We start from the raw sequence: 19,648 nt of genomic DNA on the forward strand, positions 1-19,648 counted from the left end.
GAGAAATACCTTGAAGAGAATGGAGCAAATCACCCCGCCACCGATCAGTGCTGCTCCGCTTGTGAAAGTGGCAGCGTATGCCCGCATCAGCATGGAAACCGAACGCACACCGCTGAGTTTGTCCACCCAAGTTTCCTACTACCAGCAACTCATTCACGACACTCCTGGCTGGACGTTCGCCGGAGTGTTCGCCGATTCTGGAATCTCTGGAACCACCACAAATCGCCCCCAGTTCCAAGAACTGCTGGCCCTCGCCCGGAAAGGGGCAATCGACCTGATCCTCACCAAGTCGATCTCGCGATTCGCTCGCAACACCGTCGACCTGCTCGAAACCGTTCGCGAGCTGAAAGACCTCGGGGTGGAGGTGCGATTCGAAAAAGAGAACATCTCCTCAACCAGCGCTGACGGAGAACTCATGCTCACCCTGCTGGCGTCTTTCGCGCAGGCAGAATCAGAGCAAATCAGCCAAAACGTCAAGTGGCGCATTTGGAAAGGCTTCGAAGAAGGCAAAGCGAACGGCTTCCACTTGTACGGTTACACCGACTCCGCTGACGGCACCGACGTGCAGATCATCGAAGAAGAAGCAGCCGTGGTGCGCTGGATCTTCGCCCAGTACATGAAGAAGACCTCGTGCGAAAAGATGGCCGCGCAGCTCATCGCCGAGGGCAGGGTTCCGCACCTGGCTGACAACAAGATGCCCGGCGAATGGGTCCGTCACATCCTGAAGAACCCGCACTACACCGGCGACCTCCTGTTGGGCCGTTGGTCCACTCCGGAAGGCAGGCCTGGACGAGCAGTACGCAACACCGGCCAGTTGCCGCAATACCTGGTGGAAAACGCGATCCCCGCGATCATCGACCGCGACACCTTCACCGCTGTACAAACCGAGATCGCTCGACGTCGCGAGCTCGGTGCCCGCGCGAATTGGTCCATCGAAACTGTGGCGTTGACGTCGAAGATCAAATGCGTGTCCTGCGATTGCTCGTTTGTGCGCAACGTACGCAATCCGAAAACCCAAAACTCGATCTCCACCGAGCACTGGATCTGCACCGAACGCAAGAAAGGCCGCAAAACCGGATGCGGCACCTGCGAGATCTCTGACACGGCACTCAAAGGCTTCATCGCGCGAGTCCTGGGTATCGATACCTTCGACCAAGAGGTGTTCAACGAGCGTATCGACCACATCGAAGTGCAGGGAAAAGACCATTACACGTTTCATTACACCGATGGCACCAGCAGCTCGCACACGTGGCGACCAAACCTGAAGAAGAGCTCGTGGACCCCAGCAAGAAAAGCCGCCTGGGGTGAACTCTTGCGTGCCCGCTGGGCAGAAGCCAAAAGGCTCGGGTTGAACAACCCACGGCAAGCACCAACACCACCAGAAGCATTGGCGAAGTACCGGGCCGTGGCCAAGGCAGAGGCTGAGCGCCTGCGCGCCGAGCGAGGCGAACGCTAAATGGCCCGCACCGTCACAGCAATCCCCGCCACCCGAGCGCTCCACACTGGTGCTCCACTTGGACAGACAACCCTGCGCAGGGTCGCCGGGTATGCCCGCGTGTCCACCGACCACGACGATCAGGTGACGTCCTACGAAGCCCAGGTCGACTACTACACCCGCTACATTAGCGATCACGCGGGCTGGCAGTTCGTGAAGGTCTATACCGACGAAGGCATCACAGGCACCTCAACCAAACACCGCGCTGGATTCCAGCAGATGGTCACCGACGCGCTCGACGGCAAGATCGACCTGATCATCACCAAGAGTGTGTCCCGGTTCGCCCGCAACACCGTCGACTCGCTCACCACCGTTCGAGCCCTCAAAGACAAAGGCGTGGAGGTCTTCTTCGAGAAAGAAGGCATCTGGACCTTCGACGCCAAAGGCGAGCTCCTCATCACCATCATGAGCTCGCTGGCGCAAGAAGAAGCCCGCTCCATCTCAGAAAACGTCACCTGGGGACACCGCAAACGCTTCGCCGACGGCAAGGTCACCGTCCCATACTCTCGGTTCCTCGGCTACGACAAAGGCGAAGACGGCAGCCTCGTCATCAACACCGAACAAGCCAAACTCGTGCGCCGTATCTACAACATGTACTTAGGTGGCATGTCCATCGGCACGATCGCCCGCACCCTCACCGACGAACCAGAGACCTTCACCGCCGCAGGCAACAAGACCTGGTATTACCAATCCATACGAGCGATTCTCACCAACGAGAAATACAAGGGTGACGCCCTCCTGCAGAAGTCGTACATCGCTGACTACCTGACGAAACGTCAAGTCATCAACCAAGGCGAAGTACCCCAGTACTACGTCACCGCCAGCCATGAGGCGATCATCAGCCCGGCAGTGTGGGACTTCGTCCAAGCCGAAATAGCTAAAGGGGCTAGAGATCAGCGAACCCAGCATCGCACCCGGCCCTTCTCATCGACCTTGGAGTGCAGCCAGTGCGGGCACTTCTTCGGCTCGAAAACCTGGCACGCGGGCAGTAAGTACGAAAAGGTCATCTGGCGGTGCGGCCACAAATACGCAGGCCAGGAAAAATGCGCCACCGGGCACATCAGCGATCAACGACTCAAGGACATGTTCCTTAAGGCCATTCGCCTTCGATTCGGCTCATCGACCGACACAGGTGTCAACCAAGCCGTTCTCGACGCCCTCGACACGAGTGACCTGGAGGTTGAGGCCGCCGGGCTTCTCGCTCAGATCAACGAGGTGGCCAAAAAGCTCCAATCGATGATCGCCCACAACGCACGAGTCGCTCAAGACCAGCAAACCTACGAGAAGGCGTTCAACGCTAGCCACGAACAGCACCAGGCGCTGTTAGCTGATCACGCTGCCGTGGTCGCCGAGATCCAGAACAAAAACAACCGACTGGCCGCCTACCACTATTACATGCAGGAGACCGCCAACCTTGATCTTGAACGCTTGGTCTTCAGCCCATACCTCTGCGTAGCTTTGCTCGATAAAGGCACCGTCGACGTCGACGGCAACGTCACCTTTCAATTTCGCGACGGCAGCACCCAAGTAGTCGCCATCAAGCAGTAACCCAGTATCCACATCTAAGCGCCTGCCAGAACCTGGTGGGCGCTCGCGTAGTCTTGGAGTGGTGGATTGCTTACAATTGAAAATTCTTCAGCAAGTTGAGGACTACGTGACGCCGTTCCAGGTGGTCGAGGGATTCGATGACCGCTGGTGGCACGACAGGGCTGGACGAGTCGGCGACGACACCCTGGGTGGCAAAGAGTACATCCAGTTTCTTGCCGATAGTGTGGAAGTCGGGCGCGCTGAGGTGACAGATTGGCCGCTCTCCGATAGCTATATCGGAGTTGACTCGACGGTGCCAACCAAAGAGATCTGGTTCTTTGAAATCCGCCATGACCTTCGCCGACAGCACTATGGGGCTGAGTTTGCAAGGCATCTGATCAGCCACTACGCAGGTTACCCCTTGATCGCTTTCTCCGAAGGCGCTGACGAGTTTTGGGCAGGAATTGGCTGGCACTATTACCCGCGTAAAGACGGGGATCCCCATTACCGCAAGCTCTTCGTTTCCCGGAAGATCGGCCCATGACCCTCGCTCGCTGGAAGTGAACCAGTCAAGCGGCTAAATCGTAGTTGGCGCGCGTTTGTATCCGTTGTGACATGAAAGTTTCGTAGATGGTACGCACCGGCATCTGGTTCTCGGTCAGGTCGCGGGCAGTCTGACCCCCGATGAGAAGATCAGCGACCAGACGAATCACCTCACGCGGGGTGTAGTGCTCACCGGCGGTCTCGTTGCTCATCTCGGAGAACTTCCGCAGCAGTTCCTCGAAGATGTAACCCATGGTCTCGTTGCTGACCTCGCTGGGACGCAGGTCCAGGTCCGCGAAGTCGGCCATGACGCCGTACAGGATCCCGGCATGGTCCATCCGGGTGATCTTCCCGTCGAACTGGTACGCCTCGATCACCGTCGCCGCGTCAGGGGAGAGGGACGCGATGTACTTGGCGAGGTTGTCAGCCAGGTTCTTGTCGTCACTGAGCAGCCGGGCGAACGTGTACCGCGACGTGTTGTAGAACCGCTGGCCGCAGATGCGCTTGAGTATCCTGTCCTGACCAGGGCCAATCTCCACCAGACCGTCGGCATACTCCAGGACCTCATCCTTGGTGGGCTCCAGCACCGCATCCATACGGCGCAACACCAGCAGCGGCAGCATCACCGAGCCGTACTCGTGTTGCTTGAAGGTACCGCGCAGCTTGTCTGCCACTCGCCAGACGAACGCCACCTTGTCCTGAAAACCCTGCGGAGCCATATGATCCCTTCGTCGCGAGTGGAGCAATGGCATCATAACGTCGAGACACCCGATTCACGCGCGGTGAACCGTCCAACCGAGCCATCTCACCACTTGGCCCTCCACCTAACCATGGTTGTCCGATAAGAGACATTATGTCATTCTATAAAGATGGCGACACTTCCCCTCGGCTGAAATCCCTCCCCTCCCGGTTCAATGCAGTTGTCGCGCGTCCGCTGCCATCCGTGGACTCGCAACCTTGCCACCAATTCGCGTGTCGAATGGTCATTCATCGCCGAGCGCGCCCCGCATGTGCGCTATCCCATATCGGTGACGCGCGGACCACGAATGTCTTCGGTACCGGATTCGTGGATTCCTGACTACCAGCTCGGGCGCTGTCGGTTCCTTTTGATCTCCCCGCGTCGTTTCTTCGCCTCAAGGCGACGACGCTGCGATCCCCTGGTTCGTTTAGTGGCACGGCGTCGTCGCGGTTGGACGCATGCCTTCTGGAGCACGTCGGCCATCCTGGCACGAGCAAGACGGCGGTTGGCCAACTGAGCCCGCTCATCCTGAACGGCAACCGTCAAGACTCCATTGACCAGGCGATTCGACAGGGTTGTCAGCAACACCGGTCGCAAGTGTTCTGGCACGGCGTCAGAGCGAGCCACATCGAACTGCAGTTCGACCCGTGAGTCGCTGGTGTTCACGCCCTGGCCGCCAGGCCCGGAGCTGTGGGAGAACCGCTCCTGCAGCTGTGCCTCGGGAACGACGAAACCAGGAATGATCTCCATCGCTTCTATCATGGTCGTCGCTCCCCTCGCTTCGTCATTTACTCGGTCCGGATACTCCTTCGAACAGACCATCAAGGATATCCACGACCCCGAGCACCACCCCCACAGGAGCCTGTGCGCTACGCAGAATTCGCGTCAACGGCTCCGATGACCGGCACGGCATATACCTCCTCCTGCGCCTTGATGGGTGAGAACTTCTAATCCGGTGCGGACCATCAACACTTCACGGGACGTCACTCCAATGCGACACTGTGTGCCGTCATCCGCCTGCGGCGCTGACGATCGATCCACAGCAGGACGATTGTCAGCGCGAGCGTGACAGCTCCGACGTAGTACGGGCCACCGACTCCCCACAGGGAGCTCAGTGCACCGGCAAGGGTGGGAGCGCACGCGCCGCCAAGGAAGCGAACGCCGGAGTAGGCCGACGACGCGACCTCGCGCTGGATGTTGCTCGCAGACATCACGATCTCAGTCATGGCAGTGTTGACGATGCCGATAAACAGACCGCCAATGATGACCCCGATCACCTGAGGAATCGGCGAGATCCAGGTCGCTAGTAGGACCTCGTCAATGGTGAACAGGATCAGGGTGACGGCAACTGTGCGATGAATACCGAGGTGCTCGCAGGAACGCGGTCCGAGCCACACCGACCCCAACGAGACCATGAGGCCCCAGCCGAAGAAGACCAATCCCAGATCGAGCGGGGTGAACTGACCACCAGCTCGAACGGACGCCTCGGCCAGCGGGAACGGCGCGTAGGCAAGCAAGGTGAAGTAACCGTAGTTGTAGACCAGGGCAGCCAGCATGAGAATCGAGATCCGCGGATCGACGAGAGTCTTGAACGGCTCGATGGCAGACCGGCGCTGGGACTTGTCGATCAGGGTCGGCGGGACGAAAAACGCGATGGCGACAAGACCGATCGCCATGAGAATAGCGGTGCCGAGGAAGGGGCCCCGCCATGAAATCGAACCCAGAGCGCCACCGACGAGTGGACCCAAGGCCATTCCGGCCCCAAGAGCCCCCTCGTACAGCATGATGGCGCGGCGGGCATCGGCAGAGGCGCCAAGAACCGTCGCCAAGGCGGTCGAGACGAAGAGAGCGTTCCCAACCCCCCAGCCGCCGCGGAATCCGATGATGAGGTTGACGTGACCGGACAACGCGCAGGCCGTCGCAAAGGTCACGATGATGATGAGTCCGACGAGAAGGGTCTTCTTGCGGCCAATGCGGGTGGCCACCCATGAGGCGAAGAACATCAACGCGGCAGACACGAAGAGGTAGGTGCTGAACAGCAGCTCGGTCTGCCCCGGGCTGGCGTGGAGAGCCGACGAAATCTCCGGGAGGATGGGGTCAACGACGCCCACCCCCATGTAGGAGAAGGCCACCGCAATGGTGACGGCCCACACAGCCGGTCTGATGGGTTCTTCGCTCGTCACTTCTTCGTCGTCCTCTCGTCGTCGTCAGACAGCACCTGGACTGCCCTTCGCAAAGCCGGAAGCGCCTGAATCAGTACGGAACGCTCTTCGTCAGTCAATTCCTTGAGGGCAGGCACGACCGACTCCCCCACTGACAATTCGCAACGGCGGCAGTAATCACGACCCTCATCAGTGATCTCGATCAATCTGCTGCGGGCGTCGTCGGGGTCACGCCGTCGCGTCACCAGGCCGTCACGCTCAAGCCTCTCGACGATGTCCGTCGTGGTGGTTGGCCTGGTTCCCTCCACGCGGCTGAGGGTTCCGGTGCTGATGCTCCCCATCACTTCGAGGGTGTGCAGGACCCGCCACGTCACTGAGGACGGCGGAATGCCAGCACGTCGCTTGGCCAGGCGTTGTACTCGTCCGCATGTGAGAACCAGGTCGGCTGCGGATTCGGCCTCGAGCGGGTTAAAGGGCTCGGGCAAGGTGCGTCCGGAAGTCACGTGACCTCACGTTACTCCGGTTTCCGGAATACTTCATCGTGTGATCGGCGTGACGCCCGGTTCCCGTAGAATGTGACGCGACACCTAACTGATGAGGACCCATGAACGACACCACGATGCAGGACGATGCCTCCGATTCCGCGAGCATGGAAGAGCGGACCACAGCCGTCACCGCGATCGAGCTCCTCTTCGACCTGGTCTTCGTCGCTGCCATTGGTCAGCTCGCAACCACCCTTCACGATCATGTGACGTGGCGGGGCGGGCTCGAGACCATCGTGCTGTGGGTACCGCTCTACTTGTTGTGGGCCAACACCTCGTTCTCGGCAACCGGAACCATCACCGAGAACAAGTCGTTGCGGCGGCCCATCCTGTGGGTGCTCTTCTTCGGAATCTTCATGGCTGCCGGCATCCCCGTGGCGTTTGAGGACGGCGTCGAGTGTCTCGCCTTCGTCGCGCCATATCTCATCGCCCAGCTCGGTCAGGTCGCCATGACGTGGTTCATCCACGGTCGCGAAGAGATGAAACTCCATTCCCGCGGGGTCATGGTGTGGCATTGCCTGTCGGCCATCGGTTGGATCATCGGCATTTTCGTTGAGCCGCACGCCCGACTGTGGGTTTGGTTCGCTGCGGCCATCGTCGAGGTGGCAGGAGCGCTGCTGCGTCATCCGCTGGGAAGCAGGAACAACATCGACACCACCGAGTGGCAGTTCGACACCGCACACATGCTTGAACGCATCCGGCTGTTCCTCATCCTGGCTCTGGGCGAGCAGATCGTCAGCATCGTCACCGGCCTTCACGAAGCAGGGTTCCATCTACTCAACCTCCTTGCCGCCACCACATCCATCGTCACCTTCTTCGCCTTGTGGTGGCTCTACATCTGGGACGTCGAGGTCATTCTGGAAACCGACCCGGCTGAGCACGATGATCCGGCCGAGTCCGGGGCACGATCCGTCACCGTGCAGATGGTCCTTGCGCTAGGCCTCATCCCGCTCGCGGTGTCTGATGAGATCATCGTTGGCGAACCGGCCCATCATGGCAGCCTCACGCTGACAGCCCTGGCCTGTGGGGGTGCCATCCTGTATCTCGCGGCACAGGCATGGCACATTCACAAGGTCACTGGACACACGCCATGGCGTCGCCTCGTGGCAATCCTCGCCCTCGTCATCGTCGCGGCGGCAAGCTTCATTCCTGCCATCGTGACCAATGCCTTGGTTGCGACCATCCTCGTCATCACCGCTGTCATGAGCCGACGTCACCACATGAAACACTTCGACCGAGACCCGACTGAGCACGACCGAATTGTTGAGAAGTGACCATGACTGCTCTCCCCCATCCGCACACTGGGGACTTGTTCGAATCCCCCGTCATTCCTGGAACCGGCTGGCCAGGAGACCTGGCAACGCCGCGGACACCAGTCGCCAACAACGCTGATGACGTTGCGAAGATCGCCAGCCGATGCAATGAACTCACCGACCTTGACGCCGCGATTTCTGTGTGCCGGGCATGTCCTCGCCTCGTCGAGTGGCGGGAGGACAAGGCGATCAGCAAGCGCGCTCAATGGCGCAATGAACCTTATTGGGGACGACCCGTACCCTCGTTCGGGGATCCGATGGCCCAAATGGCAGTCATCGGCTTGGCACCCGCTGCGAATGGAGCCAACCGAACTGGTCGCATGTTCACCGGAGACCAGTCCGGCGATTGGCTGTACCGTGCCTTGCATGACGCCGGTATTGCGTCTCAGGCGGAAAGCGTCGACGCCGCTGATGGTCTGAGCCTCGATGACTGTCGCATCATTGCCCCGGTGCACTGCGCTCCACCCGACAATTGGCCGAGTCCCGACGAGAAACGCACCTGTGCGATCTGGTTCGACAACGAACTCTCTGCGCTGACCACCCTGCGCGCGGTGATGTGCCTTGGTCAGATTGCCTGGACGTCAACTCTGGGAGCTGCCCGCCGGCTTGGGTGGCAGGTCCCCCGCCCCGCTCCCCGCTTCGGCCACGGGGCTAGAGCCGAAATCACGAGGACGGACGGCACCACAGTCCACGTCGTCGGGTGTTACCACGTCAGTCGGCAGAACACGAACACCGGACGCCTCACGCGTCAGATGCTTGACGAAGTCGTCCACACACTTCGAGGTCTGGCTGTCGAATGATGCCCCGGCACACCAGCCAACCTCTTGGTATGACGCTGCTCCCTGCCGCACCATCGCCAGTTCAGCGGCCAGGTCAACACCGAGGAAAAGATCCCGATCCATCCCCGTAAGGACAGCTTGGCGATGTGAACGCTCGCGCATCATGATCGCCTTCCCTGCATTGCGAATGCCCGTAGGCTGGGATCATGGTCATTCTCTCCAAGATTTACACCCGTACTGGCGACCACGGCTCGACCCGTCTGGTCGACAACTCAGTGGCAGCCAAGTCAGATCTGCGCGTGGAAGCGTATGGTCTCGTCGACCAGGCCAACGCCAACATCGGTCTGGCCATTGCCCTGGACTCCACGATCCACGTGCTCACCGATGAGGTGCGAGAAGCGCTCGGCATCATCCAGAACGAACTGTTTGACGTCGGCGCTGATCTGGCCAACCCGCTTGTCGCAAACCCGAAGTGGGAACCGCTTCGCACCGTCCAGGAAAGCGTCGATCGGCTTGAGCGTTGGTGTGACGAGTTCGGCGACGATCTCCCGACCCTGAAGTCGTTCATCCTCCCGGGCGGAAACCCTGTCGGTGCGCAGCTGCACGTGTGCCGAACTGCCATTCGTACCGCGGAGCGAGCGGCATGGCGAGCTGCTGAGACATACGGAAATGAGATTTCGGATGACCCCGAGACGACTCCGGGCGGTGTCAACGAACTGGCGATCACGTACCTCAATCGCTTGTCCGACCTGCTCTTCATCCTGTCGCGAGCAGCAAACAAGGCTGGCGAGGATTCTTCCGACGAGGTGTTGTGGGTTCCAGGTGGAGAACGCAACCCGGGAGCCACGAAGGAATGATCAGATGAGGTGACCTGCGGCGGCATATTCGACGCCACCGGGGGGAGCCGCCTCGAGCCACGACATGAGGCCGGTCACCACGCCAGGGTCAACGACGATCTGGCACACCGCGGACTTGCCCTTGCGCCTGGTCTGAAGGGTGACGATCTCGTAGGCATCGGAAGCAAGTGCCAAGGAGTCATTCACGTTCGGCGGGCGGTGCTCGACCATGACGAGTCCGCCCCGCCTCAGGACAATGGCGGGAACGGGACGGGGATCAATCGCTCGATACCACTCGAAGGTGCCGTCGGCGTAGCGGGCAGTGCCAATCATCCATCCGCCGGGCTTGGGCCCGCCCATGACTCGCAAACCGCACAAAAAAGCACCGCGTCTACGCATGAGAACGCGGTGCCTGACGAGGAGCCAAATCATGTAGATGACGGCACAACACACGATGAGGCCGATGATGACAGCATCCATCGCTAGCGTCGACAACATCGGTGTCATACCGATGAAAGCGATGGAAGCGTGCATGTTTCAACGCTAGTCGTCAGATCATTGACAGTCCACAAAGGTAACCCTAAGTTCCCTCGTCAGCGACAAGAAGAAAAAGAGTCGCCGCGAGTGGTTCGCGGCGACCCCTTCCCCACCCTTGTCAGACGTTCTACTTCCTGGCGACGCGGGCAGCAGCAAGCTGAGCCTGCGCCAGGTGAAGGCGGTGGGTCAGATCCTGGACGACCAAGGAGTCCTCCTCGGTTCGCTCGTCCGCGTTGATCTTCTTCCTCAGTTCGTCGAGGTCGCGGTGAGCCTGATCGACCGAGATCTCCTCCGACTTCGTGGCGTACTGGGTAATGATCGACACGTGGCCGTCATTGTCCAGGGCCACGAAGCCGCCGTCACAGGCGATGACCTCGCGGGCACCGTCAGGAGTGATGATCTGAGCTGCGCAGGGCGCGAGGGCCGCGAGGAAGGCCTCGTGTCCGGGAAGGAGACCAATATCACCCTCGGTGGTCCGAACGATGATGTTGACCGACTCCCCCTTCCAGACCTCGCCGTCGGCGCAGACGACCTTGACTTGAAGCGGCGGGTGGTCCATGGGACTCAGCCCTCCTTCTTCATCTTGTCCCAATTCTCCATCACCATGTCCATGTTGCCAACGTTGAAGAAGGCCTGCTCCGGAACGTGGTCCACGTCGCCACGGCAGATCATCTGGAATCCCTCGATGGTGTCGGCCATGGAGACGGTCGAGCCCGGGACACCGGTGAACTTCTCCCCCGTGTAGGTGTTCTGGGACAGGAACTGCTGGATGCGGCGGGCACGAGCGACGGTGACCTTGTCCTCCTCGCTCAGCTCATCGACACCAAGGATGGCGATGATGTCCTGAAGCTCCTTGTTGCGCTGCAGAACCTGCTTCACCTGGGTGGCAGTGTCGTAGTGCTCCTGCCCCACGTACAGCGGGTCGAGGATACGAGAGGTCGACGTCAGCGGATCCACGGCCGGGTACAGACCGCGAGAAGCAATCTCACGGGAGAGCTCAGTGGTGGCATCCAGATGGGCGAAGGTCGTCGCCGGAGCCGGGTCGGTGTAGTCATCGGCAGGGACGTAGACAGCCTGCATCGAGGTGATGGAGTGACCACGGGTCGACGTGATTCGCTCCTGCAGCTGGCCCATCTCGTCAGCCAGGTTCGGCTGGTAGCCCACGGCTGAAGGCATACGACCGAGCAGGGTCGAGACCTCGGAACCAGCCTGCGAGAACCGGAAGATGTTATCGATGAACAACAGCACGTCCTGGTTCTGGACATCGCGGAAGTACTCAGCCATCGTCAGGCCGGTCAGGGCGATGCGAAGACGGGTGCCCGGGGGCTCGTCCATCTGGCCGAAGACAAGGGCGGTGTCCTTGAGAACCCCGGCCTCGTCCATCTCGTTGATGAGGTCGTTGCCCTCACGGGTACGCTCACCGACACCGGCGAACACCGAGGTACCGCCGAAGTTGTGAGCAATACGGTAAATCATCTCCTGAATCAGAACCGTCTTGCCAACGCCGGCCCCGCCGAAGAGGCCGATCTTGCCGCCCTTGACGTACGGGGTGAGCAGGTCGAGAACCTTGATGCCGGTCTGCAGCATCTCGGTCTCGGGCTCCAGGTCATCGAATCCAGGCGGATCGCGATGGATCGGCCAGCGCTCGGAGACCTCGATGGTCGACGGATCGACGTTGAGGACGTCACCGGTCACGTTCCACACGTGGCCCTTGGTGACATCGCCCACCGGCACAGTGATCGGGGCGCCGGTGTCACGGACCTCGGTGCCACGGCGCAGACCGTCAGTCGGCTTGAGAGAGATGGCACGCACGACGTTCTCGCCGATGTGCAGGGCCACCTCGAGGGTGATGGTATGGGTCTCACCCATCACCTCGGTGTCGACGTGAAGGGCATTGAGGATCTCCGGCATCTGTCCAGCCGGAAACTCGACGTCGACGACGGGGCCGATGACACGGACGACGCGGCCAATGCCGGCAGCCTCGTCCTTCGTCTCGGGGGTAATAGCTGTCGCAGTCATGATGTTCTCTCTCACTCCTGTGGGGCGGACTCTGCAAGGGCAGCGGCGCCACCCACGATCTCGGTGATTTCCTGGGTAATGGCAGCCTGACGGGCCTGGTTGGCCTGCCGACTCAGCGACTGGATCAACTGCTCGGCATTGTCGGTGGCTGCCTTCATGGCGCGTTGCCGGCTTGCCAACTCCGAGGCAGCCGATTGCAGCAAGGCGTAATGGATACGGTTCGCGACGTACAAGGGCAGCAACTGATCCAGCACGCTGACCGGATCCGGTTCGAAGTTGTACTCGTGGAAGATCTCCTCATCGGATGTGCCGACTCCAGGATCACCAGCCTCGAGTTCTCCCTCCGGCGTCGCCTTCGGATCGACGACGGCCAGCGGCAACAGTCTCACGACCTTTGGTTTCTGCGTCAGCATCGAGTCGAAGTGGGTGTACACGACGTGGATCTCGTCAACCCCACCTTCCTCGGTCGGACGGAGGAACTCCTCGATCAACGTGTCCGCGATATCGCGGGCCTGTCTATAGGTCGGCGAATCGGAGAAACCACTCCACACGTGCTCGGCCTTGCGACCACGGAACTCGAAGTACTGCACTCCCTTGCGACCACACAGGTAGGTGACGACCTCCTGCTCCGGCCTGAGAGCGGCGTGCAGCTGCTCGGCCGACTTGATCGCGTTCGAGGAATACGCTCCGGCGAGACCGCGATCAGAGGTGACCAACAGCACAGCCGAACGCTTCGGGGCCGGATTGACGGAGGTGAGGGGGTGCTCCTCGTGGGTGTGGGAGGCAACCGCCGACAGGGCTCGCGTCAACTCCAAGGAGTAGGGACTCGCCGCCCTGACGATGTTCTGTGCCTTGACGATCCGAGAGGAGGCGATGAGCTCCATCGCGCGGGTGATCTTCTTCGTCGTCGCGACGGAGTTCCGCCTTTCCCGCAGTTCCCGCAGGTTTGAGGCCACGGCTCAGCCCTTCTTCGCGCGAACGATCTTGACCTGGTCGATCTCCTCGTCGGACATCGGATCGAACTCCTCGTGACCAACCAACATCTTGCCGTCAGAGGTCTTGAATCCCTTCTTGACCTCGTCGAACGCGGCCGCAGCTTCCTTCTGGGCGTCGTCGTCGAACTTACCGGTCTCACGGATCGTGGTGAGCACGTTTCCGTGGCTGCGCAAGTACTCGAGCACATCGCCCTCGAAACGCAGCACGTCGCTGACGGGGACGTCGTCGAACTTGCCAGTGGTGCCGCCCCAAACGCTGATGGTTTGCTCCTCGACCGGGTACGGGGAGAACTGTCCCTGCTTCAGGAGCTCCATCAGCCGGGCGCCACGATCCAACTGGCGACGGGAGGTTTCGTCCAGGTCGGAGGCGAACATGGCGAAAGCTTCCATGTCCCGGTACTGGGCCAGGGAGATCTTCAGCGTGCCGGACACCGACTTCATGGCCTTGATCTGGGCAGCGCCACCAACTCGGGACACCGAGATACCGACGTCGACAGCCGGACGCTGGTTGGCGTTGAACAAATCCGACTGCAGGAAGATCTGACCGTCGGTGATGGAGATGACGTTCGTCGGGATGAAGGCGGACACGTCGTTGGCCTTGGTCTCGATGATCGGAAGACCGGTCATCGAACCGCCGCCCAGCTCGTCGGACAGCTTCGCGCAACGCTCCAGCAGACGGGAGTGGAGGTAGAAGACGTCACCGGGGTAAGCCTCGCGACCCGGCGGACGACGCAGCAACAGTGACATTGCTCGGTAGGCCTCGGCCTGCTTGGTCAGGTCATCGAACACGATAAGGACGTGCTTGCCCTGATACATCCAGTGCTGTCCGATGGCCGAACCGGCGTACGGAGCGATGTACTTGAAGCCAGCGGGGTCAGACGCCGGGGCGTGAACGATGGTGGTGTACTCCATCGCACCAGCCTTCTCGAGGGCGCCCTTGACCTCGGCCACCGTCGATCCCTTCTGACCGACGGCGACGTAGATGCAGCGAACCTGTTTCTTGGGATCGCCAGACTCCCAGTTGGCCTTCTGGTTGATGATGGTGTCGATCGCAATGGCGGTCTTACCGGTCTTACGGTCGCCAATGATGAGCTGACGCTGACCACGGCCGATCGGGATCATCGAGTCGATTGCCTTGAGACCGGTCTGCAGCGGCTCGCGAACCTCCTGGCGGTCCATGACACCGGCAGCCTGAATCTCCAGGGCACGACGTCCCTCGACATCCTTGATCTCCCCGAGACCGTCCACGGGATTGCCCATCGCGTCGACGACGCGACCGAGATAGCCCTCACCGACCGGCACCGACAGTACTTCGCCAGTACCACGAACGGTCGATCCTTCATCAATACCGTCGGAGTCGCCGAGCACGACCACGCCGATCTGCCGCTCCTCCAGGTTGAGGGCGATGCCCATCGTCCCGTTCTCGAAGCGCAGCAACTCGTTGGCCATGACCGAGGGAAGACCCTCGACGTGGGCGATACCGTCGCCGGACGTGACGACGGTGCCGACCTCCTCACGGGCCGCCGCCTCCGGCTGGTAGTTCTGGACGAAGTTGTCCAGGGCGTCGCGGATCTCCTCCGGACGTATCGTCAGTTCCGCCATTGCGTCTCCTTGTAAGCTCCCCCATCCCGCACCCGAGGTGGGGGTCACGTGTGTCAGCCCAGTTCTCGTCGGGCTTGGTCCAGACGGTGGGCCACCGTCGAATCGATAACCTCGTCACCGAGGTCGATGAGCGCACCACCGAGCGTCGCCGGGTCGACGACCTCGGACAGCTCGATCGGGCTGCCGGTGATCCGTTCCAGTTGCTTCACCATCTCAGCACGCTGTGCGTCAGTCAGCTCACTGGCAGTCGTCACGATGGCCCGTCTCCGCTCGGCCAGTTCGGCGGCAATGTGAAGATAGCCGTCGACGACCTGCTCGAAGGTGTTGTCGGACGACACCACCGCGCGGCGAGCCAGGAGAAGGGTGTCCTCGCTTACTCGATCGCCAATCAGCGTCGTGAGTAACTTCTGTCGATCCTCCACCGAACGGTTCGGATCACCGATCGCCACCTGAAGTGAAGCCTGTCCGCGCACCAGTCGACTGATGTGGAACAGCTCGTCGGCAACCGTGTCAAGACGGTCAGCCTGCCGGGCTCCGCGCAGCACGGCGCGAACCCCCTGGCGCTCCAGCGCACGCGTCAAGGCCGCTGGTGACCGCCATTTGCAGGTGGTGGTCGCGTCCAGTAGTTCCTTGCAATCGGGAGAGACCTTCGACGCGAAGACCGCGTCCACGAGCCCCTGACGAGCCTTGGCCTCAGAACCCGTGTCCGAGACGGCTCGGCACAGACCACGTTCGCGATCCAAGACGTCGACAACCGCGAAGACCTCGCTGGCGAACTCGGCTGTAGCGCCGAGTCGATCTCCAGCTTCATCCAGCTGTCGTGACGCGCTCACCACTGTTGTCATGCCCGATTCACCGTCCGCGAGTCAGAAGCCGAGGGCTCCTCGGCCAGCGAGGAGAGGAAGCGGTCGACGGTCGCCTGGACGCGCTGATCGTCCCGAAGGGACTCCCCCACAATCCGACCGGCAAGAGTCGTGGCCAGACCACCAATCTCAGAGCGCAGTTCTCGCACTGCTTGTTCGCGCTCCGCCTGAATCTGAGCGTTGGCACGCTCAGTGATGCGATTGGCCTCGGCCTGGGCCTTGGCACGCATCTCCTCAACGATCTGTGCGCCTTGGCTCTTGGCGTCCTCGCGAATCTGGGCAGCCTCGTCACGAGCGTTGGCAAGCTGAGCCTGGTACTTCTCCAGAGCAGCCTTGGCCTCCGCCTGAGCCTTCTCGGCCCTCTCGATCCCACCTTGAATCGTCTCGGTGCGCTCCTCGTAGAGCTTCTCGAAACGGGGGACAACCGCCTTGGCGATGAGCCAGGTGAGAAGCAGCAGGAGGATGATGCCGACGATGATCTCGATGGAATGGTGTGGGACGAGTGGCCCCAAATCCATTTCGAGAATGTTCATGCGTCCGGACTCACTTAACGATGAAGGCGAGCACGAAGCCGAACAGGGCGAGGGCCTCGACCACGGCGAAGCCGATGAATGCCGTCGACATCATGGCCGGGCGAGCCTCAGGCTGACGAGCGGTGCCATTGATGACGGACGCAAAGATCCACGCCACGCCGAGAGCCGGGCCGAGGGTTGCCAGGCCGTAGCCGAGGGAGTTGAGCGAGCCACCGATGAGCATGGGAACCATGGTGTGTCCTTCCGGATTGTGCCCCTTGTGGGGCGTTGTCTTCGTCGCCGGTCGGTTTGACGACGAGGTCTAGGGGGTTGTGCCGTCAGTGTCCTTCGGAGATGGAGGACGCCACGTACTGTGCCGACAGCACGGTGAACACGTAGGCCTGCAGGAAGCCCACGAACAGTTCCAGCGCGAAGAGCGCGAAACTGAGAATCAGGGAGAAACCACCAGCGATGTTGTACATGACGCTGGAGGGGTAGGTGAGAAGGAATCCGCCGCCGACGACAAAGATCATGATGATGAGGTGGCCGGCGAACATGTTGGCGAACAGTCGCAACGACAGGGTCAGCGGACGGGTGATGAAGTTTGACAGGAACTCGAGCGGGATGATGAGCCACCACAGGTACCACGGGACGCCCGGGGGAAGCATCGAGTCCTTGAGGTAACGGATGCCCTTGGTCTTGAAGCCGGCGATGACGTAGACGAACCACGAGACGATCGCGAGACCGTAGACGTACCCGACGTGGGAGAAGGTCGGGAACATGAAGACGAAGAGCTCGCCGAACCAGTTGTTGATGAGGATGAAGCTGAACAGCGCTACCAAGTACGGCAACCAGGGCTCGAACCCATGACCGATGGTGTCACGCACCAGCGCGTTGCGGATGAAGTTGTAGCAGTACTCACCGAAGACCTGGCGCTTGCCGGGAACGACCTTGAGGCCACTGCTCATCCACAGCCAGAAAGCGATGACGATGACGAAGGCGATGATTGCCTGCCAGAACGGTTTGTCCATCCAAGCCGTCCCGAGAGTCCCGTCGAACTCGAAGTCCTCAAGCCCCGGAGTGTGGAACTCCAGGGGAGACACGATCCCGTTCACTGACCCTCCCGGTCGTTGTTCTGTTCAGGCACGGTTCCGTACCGTTTGACAATGAGGTAGACACTCGCCGCGAGACCGACAACCATGCCGACGACGAAGATCCACATCTGGTGGAAGTGGCTGGCCAACAGCCACCCGATGCCACCGTAGAAGAGCATGCCCGCCAGGACGTAGCTCAGGACGCCCCAGGCGTCGTCGCTGGAGGACGGCGTGGAGCTGGTGCTCGTTCGCGTCATCGAGTTCGTGCCCATATCCAGGCTGACTTTAGCAGCCATAGGCCTGTCAGTGCTCATCGTCGAGCTCCGTCGGTCCGACGAGTTTCGGCACTGGAGGAATCATGATCCTGCGGGTCTTCATAAATGCGTTGGGGACGTCGTCCGGCGACGACGACACCGACAATCCACGCGAGGGAAACGGCGATGATCGCTGCCGCACACGGGATCGGGAGCAGGCCGGTGCGGTACTGAGCCAGGAGTGAGCCGAGACCACCAAGAACGGCGATCTGGATGATGAAGAGCCCTACTCCCAGGATCCAGGATCCACTGCGGTTCAACAGGTGGACTCCGCGTCCACAGGCCAGAAAGACAACGGCAGCTGCGGTGCCAGCCAGGCCACTGAGAGCGGAAGCCAGATGGGGGGTGACGCCAACCGTCGCCACCGTGGTGGCAAGAAGTCCACATGCTGTGGCCCAGACCAAGCCGTTTCGGTAAATGCGTGACAGCACGTGAGAAGTCACGGGAGCAGGATCGGCCGCAGGAGTATGCCTGGAACCAGCCATGGCGAGACTCGTCATCTCGTCATCCCTCCCCGACGTCATGACCGATGGATCCAGTGATGGTGATTCAGGCCGTCAGAACTCGACAACGCTACGCTGTGAGTCGAGTAATTGGCCCTGTGAGGTTGCCCTCGGTGAGAAACGTAACACATAACGCGTGATGGCGTCGAAATCTCAGGCATCGGCGGCCGGATGCCACGAGTTCGCCATGGTCAGGAGCACGCACATGACGAGCCCCGCAATGACGATGACAACCGCCCACCAGGTCCTCTCCAGGCCGATGAACACCGTCCCGAAGGTCAACACGGTGGTCCACAGATACATCAGCAAGACGGCTCGAATGTGGGAGTGACCATGCTGCAGGAGGCGGTGGTGAAGGTGCTGCTTGTCTGCGACGAAGAACCAGGTTCCCCGCCAAGTTCGCCTAACGTATCCCATGACGAGGTCGAGGACAGGGATCGCGAGCACCATGAGCGGGACGATGATCGGGAGGTAGGCGGGCACCAATCCGCCACCCTGTGCCGTCAAGGCCGTGGAGTCTATCTGCCCGGTGAGGGAGATCGTGGAGGTGGCGAGCAGCAAACCCAGCAGCAAGGCCCCCGAATCCCCCATGAACATTTTCGCGGGATGCCAGTTGTGAGGCAGGAATCCCATACAGGCTCCCGCAGTCGCAGCGGTGATGAGGCTCGTCGTCGTCGCCACCACAAAATCTTGTTCGTGGGCAAGCAGATAGGTGTAGGAGAAGAAGGCGAGAGACCCGATGGCGACGACGCCAGAGGCCAATCCGTCCAGTCCATCGATGAAGTTCACCGCGTTGGCGCACAACACGATGAAGAAGACCGTGACGAGGATCGATGTGGGCGTCCCCAGGGCAATGATCGAGTTGGGCAGCGGGATCCAGAACATTCGGACACCACCTGTGACGACAATTCCGGCCGCCAGCACCTGCCCCGCTGCTTTCGCCAGGGCAGGTAAGTCAAGCAGGTCGTCAAGGACACCCACGGCGCAGATGACCGCCCCAGCGACGCAGATCGTCAGGGCATCGTCAGCCACCAGGAGGTGATGCCCCAGGAAGGGCATGTTTCGTGCCAGCAGGCATGCCAGTGCCACTCCACCGAGCATGGCCACCCCCCCGAAGTAGGGAATCGGCCTGGTGTGCACGTCCCTCGAGCGCACCTTGGCGACAGCCCCCCACCTCAGGGCAGCCTGCCGGCACAGGCTCGACAACAAATAGGTCGTCAGGCCTGATGTCAGCATCACCAGGATGTACTCGCGCATGTTCGCAGGTCAGTTC

Annotated in this window: 22 protein-coding genes; 6 read left to right on the plus strand and 16 right to left on the minus strand. The window is 60.9% G+C overall.

All coding sequences use genetic code 11. From position 1 onward, the window contains the following. The first annotated feature begins 19 nt into the window (after nucleotides 1–19). From ACP8ML_RS06580 to ACP8ML_RS06590, 3 genes are all read left to right on the plus strand, one after another. Nucleotides 20–1,456, plus strand: a complete 1,437-nt coding sequence (locus ACP8ML_RS06580) for a recombinase family protein (protein WP_081586538.1) — start codon at nucleotides 20–22, stop codon at nucleotides 1,454–1,456. Next, nucleotides 1,457–3,043, plus strand: coding sequence for a recombinase family protein (locus ACP8ML_RS06585; RefSeq protein ID WP_007000828.1), 1,587 nt, complete (start codon nucleotides 1,457–1,459; stop codon nucleotides 3,041–3,043). A gap of 76 nt (nucleotides 3,044–3,119) precedes the next feature. Beyond that, a complete protein-coding gene (locus ACP8ML_RS06590; protein ID WP_197408649.1) occupies nucleotides 3,120–3,566 on the plus strand; it encodes a GCN5 family acetyltransferase in 447 nt (148 codons plus the stop codon). 25 nt (nucleotides 3,567–3,591) lie between these two features. Here the strand turns inward: ACP8ML_RS06590 and ACP8ML_RS06595 are convergent, their stop codons facing one another. From ACP8ML_RS06595 to ACP8ML_RS06610, 4 genes are all read right to left on the minus strand, one after another. After that, nucleotides 3,592–4,284: a type I restriction-modification system subunit M N-terminal domain-containing protein gene (locus ACP8ML_RS06595; protein WP_486702904.1), complete on the minus strand. Its 693-nt coding sequence runs from the start codon at nucleotides 4,282–4,284 to the stop codon at nucleotides 3,592–3,594. Nucleotides 4,285–4,643: 359 nt separating this feature from the next. Then, nucleotides 4,644–5,066 (minus strand): alternative ribosome rescue aminoacyl-tRNA hydrolase ArfB, encoded by a 423-nt coding sequence (gene arfB, locus ACP8ML_RS06600; RefSeq protein ID WP_065672803.1) that lies wholly within the window; start codon nucleotides 5,064–5,066, stop codon nucleotides 4,644–4,646. A 221-nt stretch (nucleotides 5,067–5,287) separates the two neighbouring features. Further along, nucleotides 5,288–6,487: an MFS transporter gene (locus tag ACP8ML_RS06605; protein ID WP_117189125.1), complete on the minus strand. Its 1,200-nt coding sequence runs from the start codon at nucleotides 6,485–6,487 to the stop codon at nucleotides 5,288–5,290. Continuing rightward, on the minus strand, nucleotides 6,484–6,807 hold the full coding sequence (locus tag ACP8ML_RS06610) for a MarR family winged helix-turn-helix transcriptional regulator (protein ID WP_036976612.1): 324 nt from the start codon (nucleotides 6,805–6,807) through the stop codon (nucleotides 6,484–6,486). Before ACP8ML_RS06610 ends, ACP8ML_RS06605 begins: the two co-directional genes overlap by 4 nt. A gap of 263 nt (nucleotides 6,808–7,070) precedes the next feature. On the opposite strand from ACP8ML_RS06610, the gene ACP8ML_RS06615 reads away from it, so the two are divergent. From ACP8ML_RS06615 to ACP8ML_RS06625, 3 genes are all read left to right on the plus strand, one after another. Next, nucleotides 7,071–8,282 carry a low temperature requirement protein A gene (locus tag ACP8ML_RS06615; RefSeq protein WP_171048559.1) on the plus strand — a complete coding sequence of 404 codons (1,212 nt, stop codon included), beginning with the start codon at nucleotides 7,071–7,073 and terminating at the stop codon, nucleotides 8,280–8,282. Between the two features lie 2 nt (nucleotides 8,283–8,284). After that, nucleotides 8,285–9,121 (plus strand): uracil-DNA glycosylase, encoded by an 837-nt coding sequence (locus ACP8ML_RS06620; protein ID WP_117189127.1) that lies wholly within the window; start codon nucleotides 8,285–8,287, stop codon nucleotides 9,119–9,121. A 185-nt stretch (nucleotides 9,122–9,306) separates the two neighbouring features. Next, nucleotides 9,307–9,957: a cob(I)yrinic acid a,c-diamide adenosyltransferase gene (locus ACP8ML_RS06625; protein WP_117189129.1), complete on the plus strand. Its 651-nt coding sequence runs from the start codon at nucleotides 9,307–9,309 to the stop codon at nucleotides 9,955–9,957. Here ACP8ML_RS06625 and ACP8ML_RS06630 read toward each other — a convergent pair whose 3' ends face one another. From ACP8ML_RS06630 to ACP8ML_RS06685, 12 genes are all read right to left on the minus strand, one after another. After that, on the minus strand, nucleotides 9,958–10,470 hold the full coding sequence (locus ACP8ML_RS06630) for a DUF2550 domain-containing protein (RefSeq protein ID WP_117189130.1): 513 nt from the start codon (nucleotides 10,468–10,470) through the stop codon (nucleotides 9,958–9,960). It lies immediately after the preceding gene. Nucleotides 10,471–10,600: 130 nt separating this feature from the next. Further along, entirely contained in the window at nucleotides 10,601–11,032 is a 432-nt protein-coding gene (locus tag ACP8ML_RS06635; RefSeq protein ID WP_065672809.1) for a F0F1 ATP synthase subunit epsilon, read from the minus strand. Between the two features lie 5 nt (nucleotides 11,033–11,037). Next, nucleotides 11,038–12,492: a F0F1 ATP synthase subunit beta gene (atpD, locus tag ACP8ML_RS06640; protein ID WP_065672810.1), complete on the minus strand. Its 1,455-nt coding sequence runs from the start codon at nucleotides 12,490–12,492 to the stop codon at nucleotides 11,038–11,040. A gap of 11 nt (nucleotides 12,493–12,503) precedes the next feature. Continuing rightward, nucleotides 12,504–13,448 carry a F0F1 ATP synthase subunit gamma gene (locus tag ACP8ML_RS06645; protein ID WP_016667717.1) on the minus strand — a complete coding sequence of 315 codons (945 nt, stop codon included), beginning with the start codon at nucleotides 13,446–13,448 and terminating at the stop codon, nucleotides 12,504–12,506. 3 nt (nucleotides 13,449–13,451) lie between these two features. Next, complete coding sequence (gene atpA, locus ACP8ML_RS06650; protein WP_016667718.1) at nucleotides 13,452–15,089, minus strand: F0F1 ATP synthase subunit alpha; 1,638 nt, start codon at nucleotides 15,087–15,089, stop codon at nucleotides 13,452–13,454. Nucleotides 15,090–15,142: 53 nt separating this feature from the next. Then, complete coding sequence (locus ACP8ML_RS06655; protein ID WP_016667719.1) at nucleotides 15,143–15,934, minus strand: F0F1 ATP synthase subunit delta; 792 nt, start codon at nucleotides 15,932–15,934, stop codon at nucleotides 15,143–15,145. Next, complete coding sequence (locus tag ACP8ML_RS06660) at nucleotides 15,931–16,485, minus strand: F0F1 ATP synthase subunit B (RefSeq protein ID WP_117189132.1); 555 nt, start codon at nucleotides 16,483–16,485, stop codon at nucleotides 15,931–15,933. The genes ACP8ML_RS06655 and ACP8ML_RS06660 overlap by 4 nt, the downstream gene beginning before the upstream one ends. Before the next feature lie 10 nt (nucleotides 16,486–16,495). Next, on the minus strand, nucleotides 16,496–16,717 hold the full coding sequence (gene atpE, locus ACP8ML_RS06665) for an ATP synthase F0 subunit C (protein WP_004811190.1): 222 nt from the start codon (nucleotides 16,715–16,717) through the stop codon (nucleotides 16,496–16,498). Between the two features lie 85 nt (nucleotides 16,718–16,802). Then, nucleotides 16,803–17,579 carry a F0F1 ATP synthase subunit A gene (atpB, locus tag ACP8ML_RS06670; RefSeq protein ID WP_016667721.1) on the minus strand — a complete coding sequence of 259 codons (777 nt, stop codon included), beginning with the start codon at nucleotides 17,577–17,579 and terminating at the stop codon, nucleotides 16,803–16,805. Continuing rightward, a complete protein-coding gene (locus ACP8ML_RS06675) occupies nucleotides 17,576–17,854 on the minus strand; it encodes a hypothetical protein (RefSeq protein ID WP_015582632.1) in 279 nt (92 codons plus the stop codon). The genes atpB and ACP8ML_RS06675 overlap by 4 nt, the downstream gene beginning before the upstream one ends. 14 nt (nucleotides 17,855–17,868) lie before the next feature. After that, a complete protein-coding gene (locus tag ACP8ML_RS06680) occupies nucleotides 17,869–18,372 on the minus strand; it encodes a cyanate permease (RefSeq protein ID WP_249361210.1) in 504 nt (167 codons plus the stop codon). 156 nt (nucleotides 18,373–18,528) lie between these two features. Then, nucleotides 18,529–19,632 carry an MraY family glycosyltransferase gene (locus ACP8ML_RS06685; RefSeq protein ID WP_117189134.1) on the minus strand — a complete coding sequence of 368 codons (1,104 nt, stop codon included), beginning with the start codon at nucleotides 19,630–19,632 and terminating at the stop codon, nucleotides 18,529–18,531. Nucleotides 19,633–19,648 lie beyond the last annotated feature (16 nt).

The organism is Cutibacterium sp. LaCa_255 (assembly GCF_057458005.1).